Here is a 23,182-nt window from a genome sequence, read left to right as displayed (position 1 = left end):
TGTTATCAGCCTCCCATAAAAAATCCGGGAGAATTTCAACGTGCAAGGAGGTAAATCCTATGCAAAAAGTGTGGACATCAACGGAATTAGAATATGCTTTTTTGTTTACTCTAAGAAAAGTAAATTCGATCAATCCAGAAGGTTTTAAGCCATTTTTTAGTAATATGCCTATTGATCCTTACATCAAAGGCAACTATCGTTCTAGAAGATTATCTCGGTTCACAGTCTCTGGAAATAAGTTAATCAAATTACCTCATGGCTACTTGTTCCAAAGTAAAGAGTATAATCCCTTAGTAGGTGACATAAAAAGAGAGTTTGCAGAATTAGATGATGCACTCATAGAACTTGATATTTTTAGAAATCTTGTCTTAGCATTTAGTGATTCTTGTAAACTTCATCCCGAAGCTGAAATCGGAATTCATCAAATTAGAACTATTTGTTCGCCAGATAATTTGGGTAATCCAGCACCTGAAGGTATCCATCAAGATGGTACTGATTTTATTGGCATATTTTCAGTAGATAGAGATAATATTCAAGGTGGAGAAACACATTTATACACTGCCAAAAAAGAAAAGCCTGTGTTCAGCAAAGTTCTAAATCCAGGTGAACTCTTATTGGTCAACGATCATGATTTTTTCCACTTCACTACTCCTATAAAACCACAGATTGATGCTCAGGGAAGTAGGGATGTTTTTGTGCTGACTTCTCCCAGTTTGCTTTCGGAATAAGTTTAGTCAACTGTAAATATTTTACAATCTACGAGATATGGGGAATTGAATGTAGTCATTTCCCCAGCTTTTTTATTTGGAATCGGGAATAATCTGGCTGAGAGTGGTTTATTCAACTTGATAGCTAAAGTTGCCATATCAATTAATAAAGCTGTAATTTTTTCTATCGTTATATCACCTGGAATCGGAACTGTATCCAGTCCGCAGCCACAAACTGCTGAATATAATAATAAATTTGTAATATCATAGGTTTGCTCATTAGCTCTTGCAGCTAGTCCAACATCTTCACAAACTGGAAGCATCAGTCCAGAGTAACCACAGATTTTTACTGATACGCTTTTCAATACACGAGTCAGCATCCCAGAAATTGCAAGAGTTCCTGAATGCCCAAACTTGCCACTCATCAATTTTTCATAAGCAAAAGCAATACTATTTTGTTTGTCTAAAGATGGAGCTATAGATGTATCAATTCCTTTATATGCTACGTTAAATTTATCAGATATTTTTTCAGCAATAGCTGCGATTTTATTTAATTCTAATTCTAAAATTAAGTGTAGTTTTTGCTCTGCTGTTGTAATATTTTTAGTTTGTGAGAATGCTTGCATTACCAAGTCGCCTAACTCTAAGCCTATAGCAAAAGATGTATTGCCTGTATGATATGCAGTAGGGAAAAATGGAATATGTGGCTGGCAGTTTGCCCATACACAAAAACGAAAGTTGCCATAGCCATTTTCACTTTCTTGGGAAATACGTTTAATAGCTTTAGCGGATTTCCTAGCATTCTCAAAATTGATGCCATTTTCCCTATCGCCAATTTTGCTAGAGCAATAAATAATCGATGTCTTTTTGTTAATATCTGGAATTATATCTATGGTTTCGGGTTTGCTGGCATAACCAATATTGAAAAAGCTGATATTCTGATTTTGGCAAAGTTGTTCTAGAGTTTGAATTTGATTGATAATTTCGATTGTGGAGAACTCTTGCAGATATTCTTCCCAGGTATTAGTGGCAATTCTAGTTGTTTGTACCTCATAGCCTTGTTTTTCCAAAAAAATCTGCGCTTGCCGATTAAATTCAGCAGCTTGCTTAATTTTTTCCTGTTCTTGTAGAGATTGAAGTGATATACCTGTTGTAATAGTTCTAATTTTCATTGCTATAAATTATGATTGATATTTGCACTACATCTAACTATAAAATCTAGAGGTGTAAAATATTTCATTGGGTGACTTCCATTTATAACAACTTAGGATACCGTGTTATTTTTATTTAACAAAAAATCTGAAATTAAGCAAAGCTATGCTGGATACTTAGAATATTAAGGGTGAGTAGATAGGTTAGAGGATGTTTGCAAAGTATTGGGCGAAAATTCGCTACTACACAAGCATTGTCCACCTCCGTGAACTAATACAAAATTAAGAGTTTTTAACCCACGGTGGTGGGTAAAGTCTCGTAAAGCCGCGACTTCTAGTCGCTCGGTGAGTAATAAATTAGACTTTTCAAAGAATCTCTTAGGCTATAAAGCAAGCTTGCTGGAATTCAACTAACTGAATCAACCAAACAAATGCCATGAATGACGAATTCTACAATAGAGGATTGGAAAAGGCTAGGCGAAAAGACTACGCTGGAGCAATTGAGGAATTTAACCATGCTTTACAACTGACACCTTACTTTAGCGAAGCTTACTTGCAACGGGGTTTGGCATATTATGACTCAGGAGCAATCCTTAAGGCTGTTTCAGATTATACCGAAGCCCTGAAGCTAAATTCTGAAAGTGTAGAGGCGTATTATTGTCGTGGATTAGCCAGGGTGGCGCTGAAAAATTTGCCGGGGGCGCTGGAGGATGTGGAACGGGCTATTCGTCTTAATCTCAATTATGCTGCTGCTTATAATCTACGGGGGATGGTGCGGCGCAAACAGGGTTATATTCAAGATGCGATCGCTAACTTTAAAAAAGCTGCACAATTATATCTTGAGCAACAGGATAAAGAGAATTGTCGTCTGTGTCTGGAACTAATTAAACAGCTACAACCCCCAGAAAAATCTGTTGTACAGCAACCACATTCCACTAATGCGCCAATTTTATCTACAAAGGAATATTTCACACAATTATTAGACAAGGCTGAAAAAGGAGATACCCAAGAGGCACTCGCCGATTTAAACTGGGTATTAAAAGCCGATCCGCAAGATGCCCAAGCTTACTGCTGCCGTGGTGTTGTGCGTTGTAAAATGGGAAATTATCGAGAAGCGATCGCAGATTTTAATCAAGCATTGCGACTAAATTTCCAAGATGCCATTGTCTATCGCAACCGAGGCAAAGCCCGTTCTGTATTGGGAGATCATCAAGGAGCGATCGCAGACCTTAATCAAGCACTCCAAATACAACCCGAAGATGCCTTAGTTTATATTGCCAGAGGTAATGCCTATCGGGCAATGGGCAATTATATCGATGCAATTCAAGATTACACCCAAGCGCTGCAAATTAATCCTGATGATGCTCATGCTTACTACAATCGCGGCATTGCCTATACTTGCTTAGAAGAAATGCAAAATGCCGTGGAGAATTATCAACAGGCGGCGAGTATTTTTTGTGAACAAGAAGATTGGGGAAATTATCAACAAGTCTTAAGTAGCCTAGAAAAGATCCAGAAATTTAGTCCAGAGTCAAAAAAGCAAAAATATAACTTGCTACGTCAGCGACTTTTACGAATGGTGGGGGGATACTGGGAGATTGCCGAACGATTAATTGAGCAAAAGCAGGATTACTATCCTGGGATGTCAGACGAGTGGTATTTGCAAAAAGTGATTGATGATTTAGAACGCGATCGCGGTAGATAAAATATAAATGCCACTACACACGTAAATTCACCCATACACTTGTACGGGTGAATATGCGATCAATCACTTCTGATATTAAACGCACCCTATATTAACAACGTTTTAAAGTTTAGTTAGAAGTGCGAGTTTGACGGCGACGACGCAATCCAAACATCCCAATTGCTCCCACTGCAAACATTGACAGAGTAACAGATGGTTCAGGAACGGTAGCACCAATTAACTCTCTAACATTTGCTTCGCCGATATCAAGAACGACAATAACATCATTAAAGTCACGGTCAGAACCTTCGTTCGACTTCCCAGTTGCAGAATCTACCCCTGAAGCGTGTAAACCACCGTATAAATCCTCGAATGCCAGTATGATGTAGTTGTTGTAAGCATAAGCAACGGCGTGCTGTAGTCCGTCAGCATTAGAGACAGTTTCAGTACCAAATATATTGGCAGAGTTGCCACGGTTGAGACCATCAGCTCTCAACCATAAGTCGAGTTGAGTACCTGCGGTAACATTGCCAATATTGACCCCATCACCAAATTTTAGGGCATTACCGCCCCAACCACCAACACACCCGTCTCCTTCACAAGAAATATCATTAAAAAGCAGCCCAGACTTGTTAGTAGTTCCTGTGGCATTAAAGGCTAACTGGTTTCTATAACCTGCGCCCTCATTGATAAAGTAAACAGAAACATCATGGTCGTATTTTAGGTTTAATTGAGTGGGGTCTAATTTAAATTGTCCACTGTTTGGGAGGGCAACGCTTTCAGCTTGGACAAATTGTTGAAAAGGAGTGTCGTTAAAACCAGTTTGAGACTTATTGTATACCGTTGGTTGAGTCCAGGAACTATCCCAGCTAAAATCAGCAGCAGATGCAGTTTCTACTTTAGAAACTAATCCGGTTAAGGTAGCTGTAGCGGCAATCAAGGCAGTGAGTAAATTAAGTTTCATATCAAGAGTCATTAGTAGGGAAAACAATTTAGATAATGCTTTTGGGAGCAACTATCTGTGTTCTGTCGTCTCTTACTTCTAACAGCTATTCTTCTGCAAAGTCAATCGATAATTTAGCTTTTTTTAGTATATTCAAATAGCTCTTTATTTAAAGTAATTTCACTTAAAACAGACTATTTTATATCAGTTCATTTACTGTTATTAGTACTTAGCATTTAAACTGATAGATGATGAAAAATTTATGAAGAACTTATACTTCTTATGAAAATAAGATGTGCAATTTCGATACTAAAAAGCTAAAAGCTTAATCTATAGGAATTTTCATTTGAATGAGGTCAATAAGTATGGGTATAGTGTCGTGCGTGTCAACTTAAGCTTTGGCGAAGGTTATTCGCCGCTATACAAACAGAGTTTATCTCCGTACCTACGTTGATAAACTTAGTATTCGATCAAGTCAAGGAAACCTGATTAAATAAGTTTGTAGTCAAGACTGAAGTCGTCGCCGGAAGCACTGAAGTGCTTACTATGTAACAAAATTTCGTTGACTTGATGAAGTAGTATTAGTCTGTCAACATCCAGTGGGGTATCGTTAGAATCTGTAAGTTCTGCCAAGGATGGTAGACAATCTGGGGGTTGTATTTTAGGATGACAGTTCTTGCTTGGACTTGATGACTATACTTTAGAGTGAAATAATCAAGCTTTTCCAGAGCTACATTCCCCTTCTCCCAGATAAAATTTATATATGAATGCTACACAAGAACAACTAAAAGAGCAGGTTGAGCAGGCTTTAGTCGCGGCTTTTGGCGCTGACTTCGCTGGAGTAGATCCAATTTTGGTTCCTGCTAGCAATCCTAAATTTGGGGATTATCAGGCGAATGTGGCTTTATCCCTGAGTAAAAAGTTAGGAAAGCAACCAAGAGCGATCGCAGGTGCGATCGTTGAGAAACTAGATGTATCCGAAATCTGCGAACCACCAGAAATCGCTGGGCCAGGATTTATCAATCTAAAACTCAAAACGGCATACTTAGAAGCACAACTCAATGCGATTCAAGCAGATCCCAGACTAGGAGTTCCAGCCGCGAAAACGCCAAAGCGGGAAATTGTGGATTTTTCCAGTCCAAATATTGCCAAAGAAATGCATGTTGGACACTTGCGTTCTACAATTATTGGCGATGCGATCGCTCGGATTTTAGAATTTCAAGGACATGATGTACTGCGGTTAAATCATGTCGGTGATTGGGGTACACAGTTTGGCATGTTAATCGCCTATCTCCGGGAAGTTTACCCAGACGCGCTTACTACCGCAAATGCTTTAGATATTGGTGATTTAGTCTCTTTTTATCGCAAAGCCAAACAACGCTTTGATGCAGATGAAGCTTTTCAAGAGACAGCACGCCAAGAAGTCGTCAGATTACAAGCAGGTGCAGAAGATACAATCCATGCTTGGAAACTACTGTGTGAACAATCACGTAGGGAGTTTCAAATAATTTATGAGTTGCTGGATATCAAGTTAACTGAACGGGGTGAATCTTTTTATAACCCTTTACTATCTGGCGTTGTAGAAGATTTAGATAAATCTGGATTACTGGTAGAAAACCAAGGCGCAAAATGCGTTTTTCTGGAAGGGTTTACAAATAGAGAAGGTGAACCTTTACCCTTAATTGTGCAAAAATCAGACGGCGGTTATAACTACGCCACAACAGATTTAGCATCTCTCCGCTACCGGATTCAGCAGGATCAAGCAAAGCGGATAATTTATGTAACCGATGCTGGACAAGGAAACCACTTTGCCCAATTTTTCCAGGTAGCACGCAAAGCCGGATGGATTCCTGATGATGTGGAATTAGTCCATATTCCCTTTGGGTTGGTGCTAGGAGAAGATGGTAAGAAATTCAAAACTCGTTCTGGGGATACTGTTCGGTTGCGAGATTTGTTAGATGAAGCTGTTTCTCGTTCCCATACAGACTTAAAAACTAGATTACAAGAAGAAGAACGTCAAGAAACTGAAGAATTTATTAATGAAGTTGCTAGGGTAGTTGGCATCAGTGCAGTTAAATATGCAGACTTAAGCCAAAACCGCACCAGTAACTACATCTTCAGCTATGACAAAATGCTGGATCTCAAAGGTAATACTGCGCCCTATATGCTGTATGTTTACGCCCGGATTCAGGGGATTAGCCGCAAGGGTGATATTAACTTTAAGGAGTTGGGAAACAATGCTGTCCTGTTGCAGCATGAAACAGAATTAGCGCTGGCAAAATATTTACTTCAACTGGATGAAATTATTAGTAGTGTAGAGCAAGACTTGCTGCCCAACCGTTTATGTGAGTATTTGTATGAACTGAGTAAAAAGTTTAATCAGTTTTACGATCGCAATCAGGGAGTTCAGGTGTTAGAAGCGGAGGAACCACAGCGAACATCCCGCTTGGTTTTATGTGATTTGACTGCTAGAACCCTGAAGTTGGGACTATCTTTGTTAGGAATTCAGGTATTAGAAAGAATGTAAAATCATCTAGATGAGATTTTTAACGCAGATGCACTTCGCCTTACTTCAGGGTAGTTACGCAGAGTAATATAGGACTCATATTTGATTTCTGAAAAAATTCAGTACAACTAAGAAGCCTTCTTGACTGTTGCCTATTGCCTATTGCCTATCTACGCAAATTCGTTCAGAAATCAAAGCGGATTCCTATATCAAGTTTGGATGATTACTTATAATTAAGCCGCCCTGGTTGTTGGCCACCAGTGGTAGCAAGTTAGTCCAGAGATTAAGTCGTGCTATTTCATGATTTCTTGGCAACGAAACACCATTAGTTCTTCGAGTTCATCTAAAGAACTTGGGGAACAATTGGCTACAATCTCGTTAGTTAGAGGCCACAACCTAACTGAAAAGTTGTAATTCAGGTGAGTAAGCGGGTAAGTAGATTAAATCGACACCTTCTGGTAAATCTAGATCATTACTTGTATGCCAACCAGGTTGATCAACAGCTAAAAGAATTCTTTTGTCAGACCCAATACCAGATGCGCGGACTCAAGAAATTGGAAACTCGCGTAGGCGGGTTTTGTCCTGTGTAGCTGCGAATTCCATTCGCTAGGCTTTTTACAAAAGTGAGATGCTCCCAAATGGAATGGGGAATGGGTAAGAAGCTGCAATGCCCACTTGGTGTTCACCTTATCCATATTAGAGATAAGGATTTGCTACCTTTTCTGAACAATTTTAGCAGCGTTTATTGAACAACTGAGGTACACTCAAATCTTTGTTTTACAGAGTTAGTTTCTTTGAAAATGTACTTCAACATTCCGAGAACCACTATATTGAAATTCAAATTTTTTGTAGATACTCAGGTGGCACATGATCTACTAACCAAACATCATTAGCAGAACAATAGAAGATGTAACCCGCCTGATGCATTGCCGCAGTATTTACAGCAAAAACCACTGGTTTTCCATGTCTTGCACCAACAATCTGTGCTGTTTCTATATCCTTTGATAAATGGACATGATGCCGTGACATTTTGCAAAGTCCTGTTTGCAGAATTGACTCTACAGATTTGCGTCCCGTGCCGTGATAAAGCTCATCTGGCGGAACAACAGGTTCTAATTGTAAATCGACTTTTACACTATGTCCTTGGTTTGCACGAATAAGATTACCTGTAGAATCAAAAGAAAAACGTTGTTTCTCGTTGAATTCAACTACTACCTGTAATTCCTGACGGGTGAGCGGAAATTTGTTTCTAGCACAAGCACTAAGTAGTTCATCAACAGCAACCCAACCGCCGGGAGCAAGTTTAATTCCAATTGCATCCGGTGTGTGTCGCAAATATTTGCTGAGATATTTGCTGATTTTGACGAGGCGAGAATCACTCATTTAATTGTGGTTGGCATATTTATACTACAAATTTATACTTTTATAAAACATCAAAATTTTATTGATGGTAAATTGACAGAATTTGTCTTCCCATCATGGCTAATGCTACTCCAATCATGACAATGAGTGTCACCTTTCCACCAGGAACCAGTGGTTGATTGATGCTATCTAAGTTTTCTTGTTCTTGACGTTGCTTCCAACTCATTAATGCCGGCATAATTCCACCGAGAACTGAGATACTAAATGTTCCAGTGTAATCTAAGGCAGTAAAAAAGATGCTGGGATTAAGCGTTCCGAGAGTCATAGGAGGGAAAAGAACCAGCGAATAGAGGGGGAGGCGTCTAGAAAGTCCACCTTGTGCAAGGAGAAAAATATCTTTGAACAAATCTAGCAATCCATACACAAATCCAATAAATGATGTTGCGATCGCAAATTCTGAAAAAATGGATACTAGCACTCCTAACCATTCCCCAGCCCCACCTGCTCGGAGAATTTGCAGTGGGTCAAAAATACTTGTACCGTCAGATGCGCCATATAGCATATCGGGACTGACGCTTCCTAAAATTACGGCATTCCACGCCAAGAACATAATTAGAGGAATTACAGAACCAATAAAGATGGACTGACGAATTTTGCTAGCATCCCCTTCAAGTTGCGTCACAACCAGCGGCACAACGTTTTGAAAAAATAGCGCCACAGACATTACTGAAATGGCACTACCAAGGGCACTCCAGTCCTGAAATACTAGTTGAGTACTCTGAATGTGCCCTCCTGCCAGAAATAATAGTCCTAAGAAGGAAACAATGACAATTCCGACAAAGGCGCTGTTTAATTTCTCAATAAACTTTTCTCGCCCAAGATACATAATCCCACCAAATAAGAGCGTAAAAGTCGTTGTGCCCACCCACATAGGCAATATTTGCACACCCCAGACTTTTGCCGCCGCAGATCCTAAAATCTCTCCACCTTTGGTGACGTATGCTACCAATAGAGCATAGTGCATGAATAAATATGCGCTGCCTGCAATTCGCGCTCCCAGTTTACCAAGGATTTTCTCAACAATTCCCAAAAAACCTATACTTGGAAGCCCTTCTTTTCGCATTGTGTTTAAGGTAACTTCCGCAACCAATAACCCTGAAACTAAAGCGTAGAGCCAAACAGCAATTAGTCCAGATGTAGACGGCACAATACCAGACGGCAGGGTAACGGCTGGTAGGGCGAGAATCCCAGCCCCAACGGTGGTTCCCGCAATCAATGCAGTACTTCCCAATACACTACCCGGTTGATGATTGAGTTTTTTTCCATCAAATTCGAGATGAGAAAACAACCGAGTGACTTGCTCTGAATCTTTTAGAACAGTCTTTATGGGAATCATACTGAGTATCCGTACCTAAACCAAACAATATTATCATGTGGAAATATTCTTGGCAAAAACCCTGATGTTCCTGCTTTTTCAGCCAAATTTTTGTGGTAAATCAGCGTAGGCGTAGCCCGTCGTAGATATCGCTACTTCATTATCAACACAAATTTTGGATCACAAATGTCACTTCTAGCACTTTACTAATTAAACAGACCACGCAGGAAAAAACATTTTGTCTATATACGGATGTAGTTTAAATAAACGAAAACTTGTTTAAGAAAACGTTTGAAAAGTAGTATTGCTAATATTAAAATCTCAGAAATCTAACCCACCGAGCAAGCTTTCTCTCCAAGAAAATGGTAGAGGATTTTCATCCAAGCAGAGAAAAACTAAAACTGGGTTTCAAAGCGTCTAACCCTGTGGGAGAGATAAATGGAAGTGGGGTAAAAAGCTATGCCACAGTTTTACTAAATATCAGATGGCTCGGTTTCACCAGGGATAAAATTTACGTTTACAGATACTTAGTTTTGCCTTATTATCAAAAATAACTGCATCAATACCTGATTTAGCGTTGAAACTGGCTAATTTTTTCACAAAGCAATATTGTCTTTTGAAAGCCAGTTATTAAGAGGCATTGGCATTTTTTAGAGATGCCAATTGGGTTAAATAAAGAAGTTAGCTCGAATCAAGATAAAGTATGATGTGATGTTTTTCATATTTTATTTAATTTGTCAATCTGGAATTATTGTTCCACAACTATCTTCTTTTATTTTCCTTTGAGAATTTCCTTTATGGAGATGCATCTGCTCAGTTTTAGGTGACGTTGATGAAACAACCAAGCAAACGCAGACGAGGTGTAATCCTTACCCTAAAAGGCTGGGATAAATTTCAAGCTGCTAAAGCTCAAATCGAATTTGATGAGAATGCTGGAGATAGCTTTTCATTAGAAGAACTGAGCGATCGCACCCGTTTAGCTCTACACACTATATCTAGAATTCTGGCACGTTTGGAACCTGTAGATAAAAGTTCCTTGCAGTCTGCCTTCGCTGCCTTTAATTTAGAGTTGTGTAAAGAAGATTATACTCGACCTAGCCCCCCATCTGGGGATTTAGAAATCCGACGCACAAATCCACAGTATGACTGGCAAGAAGCCCCGGATGTATCTGTGTTTTATGGTCGCAGTGAAGAATTATTGCAGCTACGACAGTGGATATTAGAAGAACGATGTCGTTTAGTTGGACTGCTGGGAATTGGTGGTATTGGCAAAAGCACTTTAGCAGTGAAGTTGGGGCTGCAAATTCAAAGCGAGTTTGAAGTCATGGTGTGGCGAAGCCTACTAAATGCACCACCAGTAGAGGAGCAAATAACAAACATACTGCAATTTTTGCTGTGGGCGTTGCGAAAGGAGATGGTAGTACCCGAAAGCTTTGATGGCAAACTATCGAAGTTGATGGAATGTTTGCAATCAAACCGATGTCTGCTGATTTTAGACAATGTTGAGACTATTCTCTCTGGTGGACAAGCAGGGCAATGTCGTCCTGGTTACGAAGGATATGGTCAATTACTAAAGCGCCTTGGCCAAGTACCTCATATTAGTTGCGTTCTGTTCACTTCTAGAGAAAAACCCAGAGAAATTGTACCCCTAGAAGGAGACAGAACAGGAGTGCGATCGCTCCCATTAAAGGGATTAAATTCTGCTGAGGGACAAGATTTATTCCAGCAGAAAGGACAATTCACAGGTACAGAACAAGAATGGCAAGTACTCATCAACCATTATAGTGGTAATCCCCTTGCACTAAAAATGGTCGCAGCCGGAACTCAAGAGCTTTTCAACGGTAGAATTGCCCCGGTTTTAGAGTATATGGAACAGGGAATACTAATTTTTGAGGACATCCGAGATTTGTTAGAACGGCAGTTCCAGCGTTTGTCTACGGTAGAAGAGGAAGTGATGTATTGGCTGGCAATTAATCGAGAGCCAGTATCCTTTGCTGAATTAGCTGCTGATGTCATGACATCTTCTTCTAAAGGTAAGTTACCGCAAGCAATTAAATCCTTATTACAACGTTCTTTAATTGAAAAAAGCGACGAGCATTTCTTCCTGCAACCAGTTGTGATGGAATATGCCACACAGCGATTGGTTGAACAAGTTTGTCTAGAATTAGTAAGAGAAAAAACTGTCCGTTTACGCTTATTTCAAACCCATGCTTTAATCAAAGCAATAAGCAAAGATTATATTAGGGAAACACAAAAGCAATTAATTGTGCAACCTTTGTTAGAGCAATTGTTAATAGAGTTGGGCAATCAACAAAAGTTAGTAATGTTGTTGCAGGATGTAATAGAACAGCAAAGGCATCAACCTGCACTATTAGCAGGATATGCGGGAGGCAATGTCCTCAACTTGTTAGCGCATTTGCAAATAAATTTACAGGGGTATGACTTCTCAAATTTGAACATTTGGCAAGCGGACTTACAGTGTGTCAATTTAGCTGAAGTTAATTTCCAAAATACTGCTTTTGATAAGTCTGTATTTGCTAAAAGCTTGAAGAGTGTTTATTCACTTGCTTTGAGTCCAGATGGAAAACTGTTGGCTACAGGTGATATAAGTGGGCAAATTCATTTGTGGCAAGTGGCGGATGGAAAAAACTTGTTGAGATTTAAGGGACATAAAGGTTGGGTTTGGACAGTTACTTTTAGTCCAGATGGGCAAACCCTGGCAAGTGGTGGTCATGATGGATTGGTCAAATTATGGAATATACAAACGGGAGAATGCTTAAAAATTTTAGATAAACACACAGATATTGTTTGTTCTGTCAGCTTTAGTTCGGATGGACAAACTCTAGCAAGTGGTAGTCAAGACACTTCAATTCGATTGTGGAATGTCCGTCTAGGTAAGTGTCTCAAAACACTGCATGGTCATACTAGTGCGGTATGTTCAGTCAGGTTTAATCCTGATAGTTCTACTCTGGCAAGTGGTAGTCTAGATTATGATATTCGCTTATGGAATGCCAGTACAGGTATCTGTATAAAAACTTTGCAAGGTCATACTGGCAGAGTATGGTCGGTTCGCTTCAGTCCAGATGGTAAAACTCTTGCCAGTGGCAGTAGTGACCATTCTATTCGGCTATGGGATGTGAGTAAAGGTACTTGCACTAATACATTCCACGGTCATAAAGATTGGGTGTGGTCAGTTAGCTTTAGTTCAGATGGTCAAACCATAGCTACATCTAGTAATGACTCAAGTGTAAGGTTGTGGAGCGTGCAACAAGGTACTTGCATTAAAATTTTCCACGGACATACTGGTAGCGTGTTCTCAGTCACTTTTAGTTCAGATAATCAAACCTTAGTTAGTGCCAGTAGCGATTCGAGTGTACGTTTGTGGGATGTAAGTAAAGGTCTGTGTGTGAGAATTTTGCAGGGTCATTTCAGTGGGGCGCATTCGGTCAGTTTTAACGCTAATAATTGTATATTGGCGACAGGTGGTTTTGATGCTTTGGTTCGGCTATGGGATATTGCGTCTGGATACTGTACTAAAATTTTCCAAAGTCACACAGATTGGGTATGGTCAATTAGCTTTAGTCCTAATGGTTTTTTACTAGCAAGTGGCAGTGATGACAAAAGTATTAAACTGTGGGATGTTATTTCTGGTCATTGTATTACAACCATTAACGACCATAGCGGTGGAGTAACATCAGTTACCTTTAGCCCAGATGGTCAAACCTTGGCTAGTGCTAGTAGGGATATAAGTGTGAAGCTGTGGGATATTCACAAGCGTAAATGTATAAAAACATTAGAAGGTCACACGGATGCAATCTGGTCAGTGAGCTTTAGTCCAGATGGCAATACTTTAGCTACAGGTAGTGGCGACTGCTTGGTTAAGTTGTGGGATGTGCGTGAAGGTAAATCTATAAAAACACTAGAAGGTCACACTGATGGAGTCTGGTCAGTGAGTTTTAGTCCAGATGGTAAAATACTTGCTAGTGCTAGTCTTGATGGCTCAATTCGATTATGGGATACCAATAACTTTATTTGCATAAAAATCTTACAGGGACATACTGCTGGTGTATGGTCAGCTAGTTTTAGCCCTGATGGTTGTACCTTGGCATCTGCCAGTTCTGACCAAACAATTCGCTTATGGGATCTCAATAACTTTACCTGTGTCAGAGTTTTGCATAGTCATAGTAGTGGAGTATGCTCGGTTAAATTTAATGCTCTCGGTAATATCTTAGCCAGTACTAGTCAAGATGATGTGATTAAGCTTTGGGATGTAGGAACAGGTGAGTGCATGAAAACCCTGAAGGTAGATCGTCTCTATGAAGGGATGAACATCAGGGGGGTGACTGGGTTAACAGCAGCGCAGCGATCGGCACTTTTGGCTTTGGGGGCTGTGGAAGGTGTGGGGTCAGCTTTATTGTAGGCGATCGCATAAAGCGGGGGTATGAATATTGGGAGTGCGTAGATGCAGCATTTCTAACTCTTGAATGCCAAATTTTAAATAAGATTAACGTAATTGCCGTGTTATAAATAATGTCGTAAAGCTTATTGCAGCTACAGATAATAATAATATATCTCCTGCTTCAAAAATAGATTTAGTTATTCTCAATGAAGAAAACAAAACTGAAACTAACAAAAATCTTGCCATGAAGTTTATTATATATATCAAAAAATCCCATGAAAAATCCTTATTTTCTAGAGGTATTCCTCTATTTATTTCAATAGCTTTAAATAACTTATTTTCTAACTCGTAAATTTCATTTTTAACAAAAAATACTCTTTTGTAAATAAAAGGAAATAGTATAAGAGGAGAGATAGCTATTAATAGTATACAAACTATAAAAGTAGTTAAAAATAGATCATTGTTACTTTTAAAAAAATCTGACAATATTTTTAATAACCCAAATATACTAAAACAACTCCATATAACTTTACTTATAAAAACAATCTTATTTAAGTTAATGACAGAAGACAAATGATTACAATCTTGAATAGCTTGTTCAAGCCAAAGTCTATTTTTTCCTGAATCAGGATTATCTTGCTTATTAATTAATATTAATTTATATACATTTTCTAATTCATTAGATTTTGCTTTAATGTGTAAACTTATATTTTGCAAAGTCAGAAATCTACCAAATCTATTTATTAAGGGAGTTTTAGCTATTACGATAGTAATAATCCATAATTCAATACAATAAGCACATAAAAACAAGAAAACTATAGCTTTAATAATTAATGCAAAAACTCTACCCAGAATAGGTATACTAAGCTTTTTTGTTAAAGAATTTTCAATATCATTAAAAGTTATGTGTAAGTAATCTTTTAAAACAGAGCAAGACTTATTGGAAAGCGTCGTATTTTTTTGAATTATATCTACATATTTACTCATTAAAGTTCGATGATAAACTTTTAAATTATCAATTGTATTGCTCATGACAATCCTTTATTAATACCCTATTCCGTATGAATTACACGAATTTCATCTACTGAAAGTAAAAGGCTTGAAGTTACTTGAGATATATCCCTCTTCTGTCACTCTCCGAAGAGATTTGCCTTTTCTAAAATCTAGAGCTTTTGTATAGCAAGCGATCGCGCGATTATTTTCTAATAACAAATACAAGACCTATTTTTTTAAAGTATAGCTTGTATTGATTGCCTCATGAGGCTTCTAGCGATCGCCCTCCCGGAAAGTGACAGAAGAGGGATAACTTCAGCATAGTTGTTGCACAATTACAGTTTGTATAGTTTAACTTACTTACACCCGACAACTTTAGCAAGTTAATTTCAACTCCTGGCCCTTCTTGGTCTTGGTCTTGGTCTTGCACCTCTGCCCTTGCTAGCTAACTGGGTTGGAGAATTAGTTGATAAAGTGTGAAATCTAAGCACAGAAGAGTTAGTAATCTTCGGATAACTAACAGAGTTCGAGATTGAGGCAAAAGCTTTGCTAGTAGAACCCGCATCCAAAGCTAAACCACAAAAAGCAAGAATCATTAAACCTATGTGCAGGCTTGGTTTTCTAAGATTGAGCATTGGTATTTTCCTTAACCTTTAGTTGTTACATAATTACAGTTTGCGTACTTTCCCTTATTTACACAATGCAACTTTAGCAAGTTAATTTCAACTTAAAGCTTTCGTAAGCAAACAAGAGCGATCGCCCACATAAACCCCATCATCAAAAGTGCGATCGCCTATATCACACCGTTCATCATCTGTGCGTAGGCGTAGCCCGTCGTAGACATCGCTTCTTTGAGACAGTTGGTAGGAGAGCGATCGCATTTTTGAGGATATGAATATTAGGGGGTGCGATCGCCATACAAGGTTTATACTTGATTTTACTTTGCTACATTTGCAATGACACTGTGTAGCTAGAAGAAGACTGACTATTTTTTACATTGTAATTGCCCATTATTGTTAATAATTGTACGTGCTTTACAAGAACGATAGTTGTCTAAGTATGTATTTACCCATCTACCCCGTCGATCCTGACAACTTGCTGACAACCTATCGATGTATTGCCCGCCATTATTATATCTTGATTCTTCAATGCCTCTGCAAGTCCGAGTGTAGCTTCCTGCGGGAGCAGCAAAAGCTGGTGCCAACACTATCTGAGCAGCAAATAGAGAACAAACTAAAATTACTTGCTTCATGAGCATTTTTCCTTTTTTTTACTTGATGCGATCGCTAATGTTTAGCTTGCCAAAAATATGATTAACATAGAATCTGACAGTACTCTCCGCGATATTTAAGACATGCTTATTAGCTGATTCAAAGATTTCTTCTATAGTTTGCGTGTTTTCCCTTACTCACACAAGGCAACTTTAGCAAGTTAATTTCAACTTAAGGCTTTCGTAAACAAACAAGAGCGATCGCCCACATTAACCGCATCATCAGCAGTGCGATCTCAGTAACTAGTTATACCAGATACTTGTAAAATCAAACTAATAGATAAATTTATAGCTAGACTTATAGCTAATAGATAGATTTAAAAAATAACAGAGCTAGATGATGCAAATCACTGTTGAGGTATCTGAGGAGCTAGGACAGCAATTACAGCAGTTCCAAGACCGTTTACAAGAGATAGTAGAACGCGGTCTAAAAGAGTTATTGAGCGAACAGTCTGGCAATTTTCTCGATGAGAAACAGATTATTGGGTTGTTAGCCAGTCAGCCTACACCAGAACAAATTCTAGCAATCCGACCCTCAGCAGAATTCCAGGCTCGTGTCAGTGATTTGCTAGCACAAAGTAAAGCAGGAACACTTTCAGCCAAAGGTGAAGCGGAACTAGAACGCTATTTGACCATAGAACATCTTGTCCGTATGGCAAAAGCTCATACCTTCGAGCAATTACGCCAAAATCCATGAGTTATGTATCAGCCCAATTACGGAAACTCGTAATTGAAAGAGCGAACCAAAGGTGTGAGTACTGCTTATTTCCTCAGAGTGCGGCACTATTTAGCTTTGAGATGGAACATATTATTGCCGAAAAACATCGTGGCACTACCGAAGCAGAAAATCTAGCTCTCGCCTGTCCATATTGTAATCGTGCAAAGGGTACTGATTTGGGGTCACTCGATCCTGAAACGGGGAAACTAACACCCTTTTTCAATCCAAGGACTCAAAAATGGAGCGATCACTTTCAGCTGAATAGAGCAGAGATTGCACCATTAACAGCAGTTGGGCGCGTAACTGTTGCAATTCTCCAATTTAATCAATCAGAACGTTTAGAAGAACGGGACAGATTGATCTGGGCAGGTCAGTATTCTTAGGTTTGCTGTTCATCCTCATGCCACTAAGCTATTTATTTGACTTGCGTAGAGAGCTACGCTTCTTGTCGCCAGACATCACTGATTTGACACAATTTTTCAGAGTGCGATCGCCGAATAGCCCATTGTAGACATCGCCCACATCCAACGCATCATTACAAGTGCGATCGCACTGCCAACTGCGCTCAATTTTTCCATCCCCGCGAGGGATAATAATTCACTGTCTGTCAACTAGTTGAAGACACTTATACTCAACAGCAATATCGATTAAATCAATTAATAAAATCACCGCTTTTGCCCCGTCTTCAACTTCGCTTAGATGATACTCTTCCTCGTTGAATATATTAATACGGTCAATTGGGAATTTAACTTTTCAATCCAATCCCACAGAAAACAATTTACCAACTTGCGCCAAATCTACATTTCCACCACTGATGATCACACCAATTTTCGCCTCTGGTGCTGTCACCACACCTTCAAGTAAAGCTGCTGCGGCGAGGACTCCGGTGGGTTCAACGACAATTTTCAGGCGTTCCCATAAGAAAAAAATGGTGCGAAGAATCGCTTCTTCAGATACCGTCACCATATCATCGACGTAATGCAGCACTAAGGGAAAAGTAATTCTACCAAGGCTAGGAGTCCGCGCACCATCAGCGATGGTATTAGGATTTTTGACAGTTTGCAGAGTTTTGGTGTGAAAGGAGCGGGTAGCATCGTCAGCAAGGGCTGGTTCAACTCCGATTACTTTACAATTAGGTAAAAGTGCTTTGGCTGCGATCGCACATCCTGAAAGTAATCCACCACCACCACAACAAACTAATAATAAGTCCAATTGACCAACTTCTTGGATCAGTTCTAAAGCAGTTGTCCCTTGTCCGGCGACGACATGGGGATGATCGTAAGGGGGAATGAGTATCAAAGAGCGCTCATCTGCTAAATTTTGGGCTAATTCTTCTCGGTTTGTTTCTTGGCGATTGTATAAAATTATCTCTGCACCATAGCCACGAGTGGCAGTTTGTTTGACAATGGGTGCATCATCAGGCATGACAATGGTGGTGGGAATATTTAGGATTTTTCCAGCTAAGGCGATCGCTTGGGCATGATTTCCCGATGAATAGGTGAGAACACCTGTTTGCTTTTCTGCTACCGATAGTTGGGCTAGGGCGTTGTACGCACCTCGAAATTTAAATGACCCTGTGCGTTGAAAGTTCTCGCACTTAAAGAATACTTGGCTATTGGTGCGATCGTTAACAATTGTAGAAGTCAGCACAGGCGTGCGGTGGGCAATTCCCAAAATTCGCTCTTGTGCTGCTTGCACGTCAGTTATAGTAACAGAATTATGCTGTGGCATTGATGATGAGATTAAATATTTTTGCTCTTGTTTATATAGATACAGATTTTTATATGTGCGCCTAATATGCTGAATCGAAGCATACTCAATTTCAGGTGGATAGCATCATTTATTGTCCCCATAAAAATAGCTACAGCAAACATTATATATTGCTGTAGCTAAAATTATGAAGCTTAAATTAATTATCACGTTAGTAATTTTCGCAACATGAATAAAACATCTGAAATTCGGCAAAAAAAAACTGCTCTAATTACAGGGGCGGCTAGTGGAATAGGCTATCAATTAACCCAGATTTTTGCTCGTCATAGTTACAATCTTGTGTTAGTCGATAAGAATGAAGAAAAGCTTACCGAAATTATAAATGAATTCCCGCAAAAGTTTGGCATTTTTGTGAAAATTCTTACTAAGGATTTATCTATACCAACATCGCCAGAAGAAATTTTCACAGAACTACAGCAAGCATCGATCAAAATTGATGTGCTGGTTAACAATGCTGGCTTTGGTACTTATGGAGCATTTAGTGAAACAGACCTCAACCTTGAACTAAAAATGCTACAGGTAAATATGGTCAGTTTGACTCATTTAACTAAGTTATTCCTCAAGGATATGGTCGAGCAAGACTATGGAAAAATATTGAATGTTGCCTCAGCAGCCGCTTTTCAACCAGGGCCTCTAATGGCAGTTTATTTCGCTACAAAAGCTTATGTTTTATCATTTTCCGAAGCGATCGCTAATGAATTAGAGGGCACAGGTGTCAGCGTGACTGTTCTTTGTCCGGGGCCAACAGCATCAGAATTTCAACAAACTGCTGCAATGGAAGATTCCAAGATTGCAAACGTTAACAGAATGATGGATACAGCAACCGTTGCGAATATTGGTTATCGGGGCTTAATGAAAAACAAAACTGTTGTTGTTCCTGGGATGAGAAATAAGCTATTGACTGAAAGCGTAAGATTTACGCCCAGAAATTTAGTAACAAAGGTCGTGAGAAGTATGCACGAACTCAAAAAAAATAGGTAGTTAGATACTCTATAATATTTTCAATTAAATCACGGGAATCCCTTTCCTCAAAGCAATGAAGCTGAGTAGAGAGGGGAGGCATAATGACTAGAAAACAGGGTTTAATGCCCTGTTTTCTATAGGACTCATATTTGATTTTTGAAAAAAACTTGGTACACCTTAATCTTCTGAAATCCTATTGCCTATTGCCTTTTGCCTATTGCCTACCTACGCAAGTGATTTCAGTAATCAAACCGGATTCCTATAGTATCTAGATGATATCCTAGTGACTCTAAATTTCACTCTTCTCAAATGTTTCAATATCTGCCATAAGATAGCTGCTTTTTGGGATATATATATGCTGTGAAATTTGGGCAGAAGTAGCTGGATATAAAAACATCACCATAGTAAGATGTGTACTCACTATCTCAACCGTTATTCTATTTATTAAAGATAAATCCAAGATGTAAAGAGGTAAATAATGGCAATTAAATTAAAAGTTTCAAATATTAAAGGTGATGACTGTGCCAAGAATATAACTAAATCTATTCAGACTATGGAATCTGATGCCAAAATAGATGTGGACGTTAATGCAAAAACTGTAACTGTAGAAGCTGCGGCTTCTGAAGAGTCAATTAAACAGATAGTTCAATCTGCTGGTTATACTATCGAGGGCTATTAATTACATTTCTAAATGTCTGAGGAGATTTAGATGATGTAATTTAGTTAGCACAATTACTTAGTCATAATATTCGCCCGTAAAACGGGCGAATATTATTAATTACTCTACTTGATAAAGCATATTTTCCTCTTCTGACACGCTTGAAATAGTTGGATTTATGCGGAATTATAAGCTGTAACAGATACATATCAAGACTGTAGCATTTTGAAAGTATTGCTGTCTCTTTGTTTGCTCTACAAAATTGTTAAATTTTCTGGTAATCGTTTTCAAGAACGAATTAACATCGGGTCATAAATTTGACATTCTTGAACCCCATAACTGCCTAGAATTAAGCTAGCCTGTTCAAGCTCATTGTCTGTGCCACTAACGATAAGTATGTAATTGCCTTGCTCAATTTGCTCGTTGTAAAAGCGTGCCCAATCATCTGGGATTCCGAGTCTCATAGCGTCAAAACGCTCACTTACATTAACGTCTGTTGACCCAATCAATTGAGACAAGTTTTGGCAAATTAAGGAAATCTGGTTTGTTGGAAAACCGGCGGTATACATATCGTTAATTGCCGCTTCAGCATTATCTAAGTTATTAAAGTAAGCGACAGCATATTTAGGTAAAATTCCGCTTTTATTAGGAATGGCAGGTGCAGAAGTTGTCGTGGTCAGATAATTTGTAGTTCTCTGCTCATTGTTGAAATACTCGTAAATGCCAAACTCTTCTATACCCCAACGTTGTAGAATTGCTTCTACTTTAGGAATTTCAGCAGGTGTACAATCCACGATTATGAAATAGTGTCCATGCTCTACTCGCTCGTTGTATGTTTTAGCTTGTTCTTCGGATATTCCCCAACCAACTAGTGCGCCAGCAAAAGTTCCAGTAGCAGCACCAATACTTGCACCGACAAGGGTTGTAACGAAAGCAGTTGCCGCTGCGCCAGCTAGCATTATTGGTCCAACTCCAGGGATTGCTAAAGTCCCAAGACCTACTAATAAACCAGTTAACCCACCAACAGCGCCCCCAGAAAGCCCTCCTACTGTTGCGCCTTCGTCAGCTTTATCACCAGTGCGCTCTTTAATTTCATCATTGGCAATCTCATGATTGCGGTCTGCATTCTGTACAACTACAGATACTTTCTCCATCAATAAGCCAGAATCTCTCAATTCATGTAGTGCCTGTTCTGCGTCTTGACGATGAGTAAATACGCCTACAGCACGTTGATATTCACTTAAAACCATTATTACTCCTTGATAGTAGGGGAAAATTAATTTTCCACAAATCTAGTTTTTCATTATCTGTAATCTTAAATACAACTTTATTTAACTCAAAACCATCCTAAGTAATAAAATTCATTACAAACCCCGCCCTCAGCATTAGCAGAGCGGGGTAGTTGATGAAAACCCGATCAACGGATTCTTTCGTCTCAAAAATCCGTTGATCGGGTTTAGCCTTTTGCAAAAAATCGTTTAGGATTACACTCTATCTACTTTGATAGTTCTGGTGTGAAGAGAATGCGGCTGTCATTAATGCGATCAAACGTAGGTGTAGACCAGCGATCGACTACTTTGCCTATAATTGACATTTCTTGAACTAAGCGGTCAAATTTATCAGGGGTGAGAGATTGAGGCCCATCGGATAAAGCTTTGGCGGGATTGGGGTGAACTTCAATCATTAAGGCATCTGTACCAGCTGCGATCGCAGCCATTGCCATCGATGGAACATATTCAGACCTACCCGTACCATGACTAGGATCAATCATAATCGGTAAATGGGTTAGCGATCGCAATACCGGAAGCACTGATAAATCTAAAGTGTTCCGGGCATATTTACCATCAAAGGTTCTGATTCCGCGTTCACAAAGAATCACATTTGGGTTTCCAGACGCCAAAATATATTCTGCTGCCATCAACCACTCGTCAATTGTCGCAGACATCCCCCGCTTGAGTAGCACAGGTTTATCTTGAGCGCCTACCTTTTTCAGCAGCGAGAAGTTATGCATATTCCTAGCTCCAATTTGGATTATGTCAGCTGTTCTCGCCACTGCTGATAAATCCGCAGCATCCATCAATTCTGTGACGATACCCAAACCAGTAGCTTCCCGCGCTGCTGCTAATAAATCTAAAGCGCTTTCACCATAACCTTGAAAGGCATAAGGTGAAGTGCGGGGTTTATAGGCTCCGCCACGGAGAAACTTTGCTCCGGCTGCCTTCACGCGCTTTGCTGTTTCGACAATCATCGCTTCATTTTCAACGGAACAAGGGCCGGCTACAACTACGATGGGGTGATGTTCACCGAAATAGACATCACCGTTAGGTGTAGGTACGACAACTTCGCTGGCTTCTCCATGTCGGAATTCTCGACTTACCCGCTTGAAAGGTTGTTGCACTCGTAATACTTGCTCAATCCAAGGACTGAATTCTTGAACCTGTAATTTATCGATGCTGGTGGTATCACCAATTAGCCCTAAGACAACTTTATGAGTGCCAACGCTTTTTTCAACTGTGACTTTCCAAGTTTCACTCAGTTCTTGGCTGATGCGAGTAATTTCTTCAACAGGTGTACCGCTTTTAAGTATGATAATCATCTATTTTTCCTTGTGTAAGTTATTGGGTGTAATACAGTCCGTTCGTAGGACACAGCAATACTCTTTGGTGTCAACTTAAGCTCAAAC

At 39.3% G+C, this 23,182-nt stretch carries 20 protein-coding genes and 1 pseudogene; 9 read left to right on the top strand and 12 right to left on the bottom strand.

The genetic code is table 11. The annotated features are described in order from the left end of the window. Window positions 1-59: 59 nt before the first annotated feature. Entirely contained in the window at window positions 60-728 is a 669-nt protein-coding gene (locus ACWATR_RS25160) for a 2OG-Fe dioxygenase family protein (protein ID WP_460338419.1), read from the top strand. 2 nt (window positions 729-730) lie between these two features. On the opposite strand, the gene ACWATR_RS25155 is transcribed toward ACWATR_RS25160, so the two are convergent. Next, window positions 731-1,879 (bottom strand): DUF711 family protein, encoded by a 1,149-nt coding sequence (locus ACWATR_RS25155; protein WP_460338417.1) that lies wholly within the window; start codon window positions 1,877-1,879, stop codon window positions 731-733. 415 nt (window positions 1,880-2,294) lie between these two features. Between ACWATR_RS25155 and ACWATR_RS25150 the strand changes: the two genes are divergently transcribed. After that, the gene (locus tag ACWATR_RS25150) at window positions 2,295-3,563 is read left to right on the top strand and encodes a tetratricopeptide repeat protein (protein WP_460338415.1); all 1,269 of its coding nucleotides are present in this window, start codon (window positions 2,295-2,297) and stop codon (window positions 3,561-3,563) included. A gap of 109 nt (window positions 3,564-3,672) precedes the next feature. On the opposite strand, the gene ACWATR_RS25145 is transcribed toward ACWATR_RS25150, so the two are convergent. Further along, window positions 3,673-4,506 (bottom strand): PEP-CTERM sorting domain-containing protein, encoded by an 834-nt coding sequence (locus ACWATR_RS25145; protein ID WP_460338413.1) that lies wholly within the window; start codon window positions 4,504-4,506, stop codon window positions 3,673-3,675. A gap of 742 nt (window positions 4,507-5,248) precedes the next feature. Here ACWATR_RS25145 and argS point away from each other — a divergent pair. Beyond that, window positions 5,249-7,012, top strand: a complete 1,764-nt coding sequence (argS, locus tag ACWATR_RS25140) for an arginine--tRNA ligase (RefSeq protein ID WP_460338411.1) — start codon at window positions 5,249-5,251, stop codon at window positions 7,010-7,012. Window positions 7,013-7,828: 816 nt separating this feature from the next. On the opposite strand, the gene ACWATR_RS25135 is transcribed toward argS, so the two are convergent. After that, a complete protein-coding gene (locus ACWATR_RS25135; RefSeq protein ID WP_460338409.1) occupies window positions 7,829-8,374 on the bottom strand; it encodes an RNA 2'-phosphotransferase in 546 nt (181 codons plus the stop codon). Between the two features lie 58 nt (window positions 8,375-8,432). Beyond that, on the bottom strand, window positions 8,433-9,749 hold the full coding sequence (locus ACWATR_RS25130; protein ID WP_460338408.1) for an amino acid permease: 1,317 nt from the start codon (window positions 9,747-9,749) through the stop codon (window positions 8,433-8,435). Between the two features lie 811 nt (window positions 9,750-10,560). Here ACWATR_RS25130 and ACWATR_RS25125 point away from each other — a divergent pair. Continuing rightward, a complete protein-coding gene (locus ACWATR_RS25125) occupies window positions 10,561-14,148 on the top strand; it encodes an NB-ARC domain-containing protein (protein WP_460338406.1) in 3,588 nt (1,195 codons plus the stop codon). An 84-nt stretch (window positions 14,149-14,232) separates the two neighbouring features. Here the strand turns inward: ACWATR_RS25125 and ACWATR_RS25120 are convergent, their stop codons facing one another. The 5 genes from ACWATR_RS25120 to ACWATR_RS25100 form a co-directional block, all read right to left on the bottom strand. After that, window positions 14,233-15,159, bottom strand: a complete 927-nt coding sequence (locus tag ACWATR_RS25120) for a hypothetical protein (RefSeq protein WP_460338404.1) — start codon at window positions 15,157-15,159, stop codon at window positions 14,233-14,235. Between the two features lie 223 nt (window positions 15,160-15,382). Then, the gene (locus ACWATR_RS25115) at window positions 15,383-15,550 is read right to left on the bottom strand and encodes a hypothetical protein (RefSeq protein ID WP_460338402.1); all 168 of its coding nucleotides are present in this window, start codon (window positions 15,548-15,550) and stop codon (window positions 15,383-15,385) included. Between the two features lie 292 nt (window positions 15,551-15,842). Beyond that, entirely contained in the window at window positions 15,843-16,001 is a 159-nt protein-coding gene (locus tag ACWATR_RS25110; protein WP_460338400.1) for a hypothetical protein, read from the bottom strand. A 104-nt stretch (window positions 16,002-16,105) separates the two neighbouring features. Then, window positions 16,106-16,372, bottom strand: coding sequence for a hypothetical protein (locus ACWATR_RS25105; protein ID WP_460338398.1), 267 nt, complete (start codon window positions 16,370-16,372; stop codon window positions 16,106-16,108). An 18-nt stretch (window positions 16,373-16,390) separates the two neighbouring features. Further along, window positions 16,391-16,465: a hypothetical protein gene (locus ACWATR_RS25100; protein WP_460340663.1), complete on the bottom strand. Its 75-nt coding sequence runs from the start codon at window positions 16,463-16,465 to the stop codon at window positions 16,391-16,393. 262 nt (window positions 16,466-16,727) lie between these two features. On the opposite strand from ACWATR_RS25100, the gene ACWATR_RS25095 reads away from it, so the two are divergent. From ACWATR_RS25095 to ACWATR_RS25085, 3 genes and pseudogenes are all read left to right on the top strand, one after another. Continuing rightward, the gene (locus tag ACWATR_RS25095; RefSeq protein ID WP_460338396.1) at window positions 16,728-17,087 is read left to right on the top strand and encodes a hypothetical protein; all 360 of its coding nucleotides are present in this window, start codon (window positions 16,728-16,730) and stop codon (window positions 17,085-17,087) included. Further along, window positions 17,084-17,491: an HNH endonuclease gene (locus ACWATR_RS25090; protein WP_460338394.1), complete on the top strand. Its 408-nt coding sequence runs from the start codon at window positions 17,084-17,086 to the stop codon at window positions 17,489-17,491. The genes ACWATR_RS25095 and ACWATR_RS25090 overlap by 4 nt, the downstream gene beginning before the upstream one ends. Before the next feature lie 213 nt (window positions 17,492-17,704). After that, window positions 17,705-17,827: pseudogene (locus ACWATR_RS25085) on the top strand (Uma2 family endonuclease); the annotation flags it as partial. Between the two features lie 34 nt (window positions 17,828-17,861). Here the strand turns inward: ACWATR_RS25085 and ACWATR_RS25080 are convergent. Then, window positions 17,862-18,839: a threo-3-hydroxy-L-aspartate ammonia-lyase gene (locus tag ACWATR_RS25080; RefSeq protein ID WP_460338392.1), complete on the bottom strand. Its 978-nt coding sequence runs from the start codon at window positions 18,837-18,839 to the stop codon at window positions 17,862-17,864. 207 nt (window positions 18,840-19,046) lie between these two features. Between ACWATR_RS25080 and ACWATR_RS25075 the strand changes: the two genes are divergently transcribed. Both ACWATR_RS25075 and ACWATR_RS25070 read left to right on the top strand, forming a co-directional pair. After that, a complete protein-coding gene (locus ACWATR_RS25075; RefSeq protein ID WP_460338390.1) occupies window positions 19,047-19,859 on the top strand; it encodes an SDR family NAD(P)-dependent oxidoreductase in 813 nt (270 codons plus the stop codon). Between the two features lie 460 nt (window positions 19,860-20,319). Further along, window positions 20,320-20,520, top strand: coding sequence for a heavy-metal-associated domain-containing protein (locus ACWATR_RS25070; RefSeq protein ID WP_460338388.1), 201 nt, complete (start codon window positions 20,320-20,322; stop codon window positions 20,518-20,520). Window positions 20,521-20,786: 266 nt separating this feature from the next. On the opposite strand, the gene ACWATR_RS25065 is transcribed toward ACWATR_RS25070, so the two are convergent. Both ACWATR_RS25065 and aroF read right to left on the bottom strand, forming a co-directional pair. Then, a complete protein-coding gene (locus ACWATR_RS25065; RefSeq protein WP_460338386.1) occupies window positions 20,787-21,749 on the bottom strand; it encodes a general stress protein in 963 nt (320 codons plus the stop codon). Between the two features lie 245 nt (window positions 21,750-21,994). Next, window positions 21,995-23,095 carry a 3-deoxy-7-phosphoheptulonate synthase gene (gene aroF, locus ACWATR_RS25060; RefSeq protein WP_069068851.1) on the bottom strand — a complete coding sequence of 367 codons (1,101 nt, stop codon included), beginning with the start codon at window positions 23,093-23,095 and terminating at the stop codon, window positions 21,995-21,997. Between the last annotated feature and the right edge of the window lie 87 nt (window positions 23,096-23,182).

It is taken from the genome of Nostoc sp. UIC 10890 (genome assembly GCF_054786515.1).
This window is presented reverse-complemented; position numbering and strand designations above follow the sequence as displayed.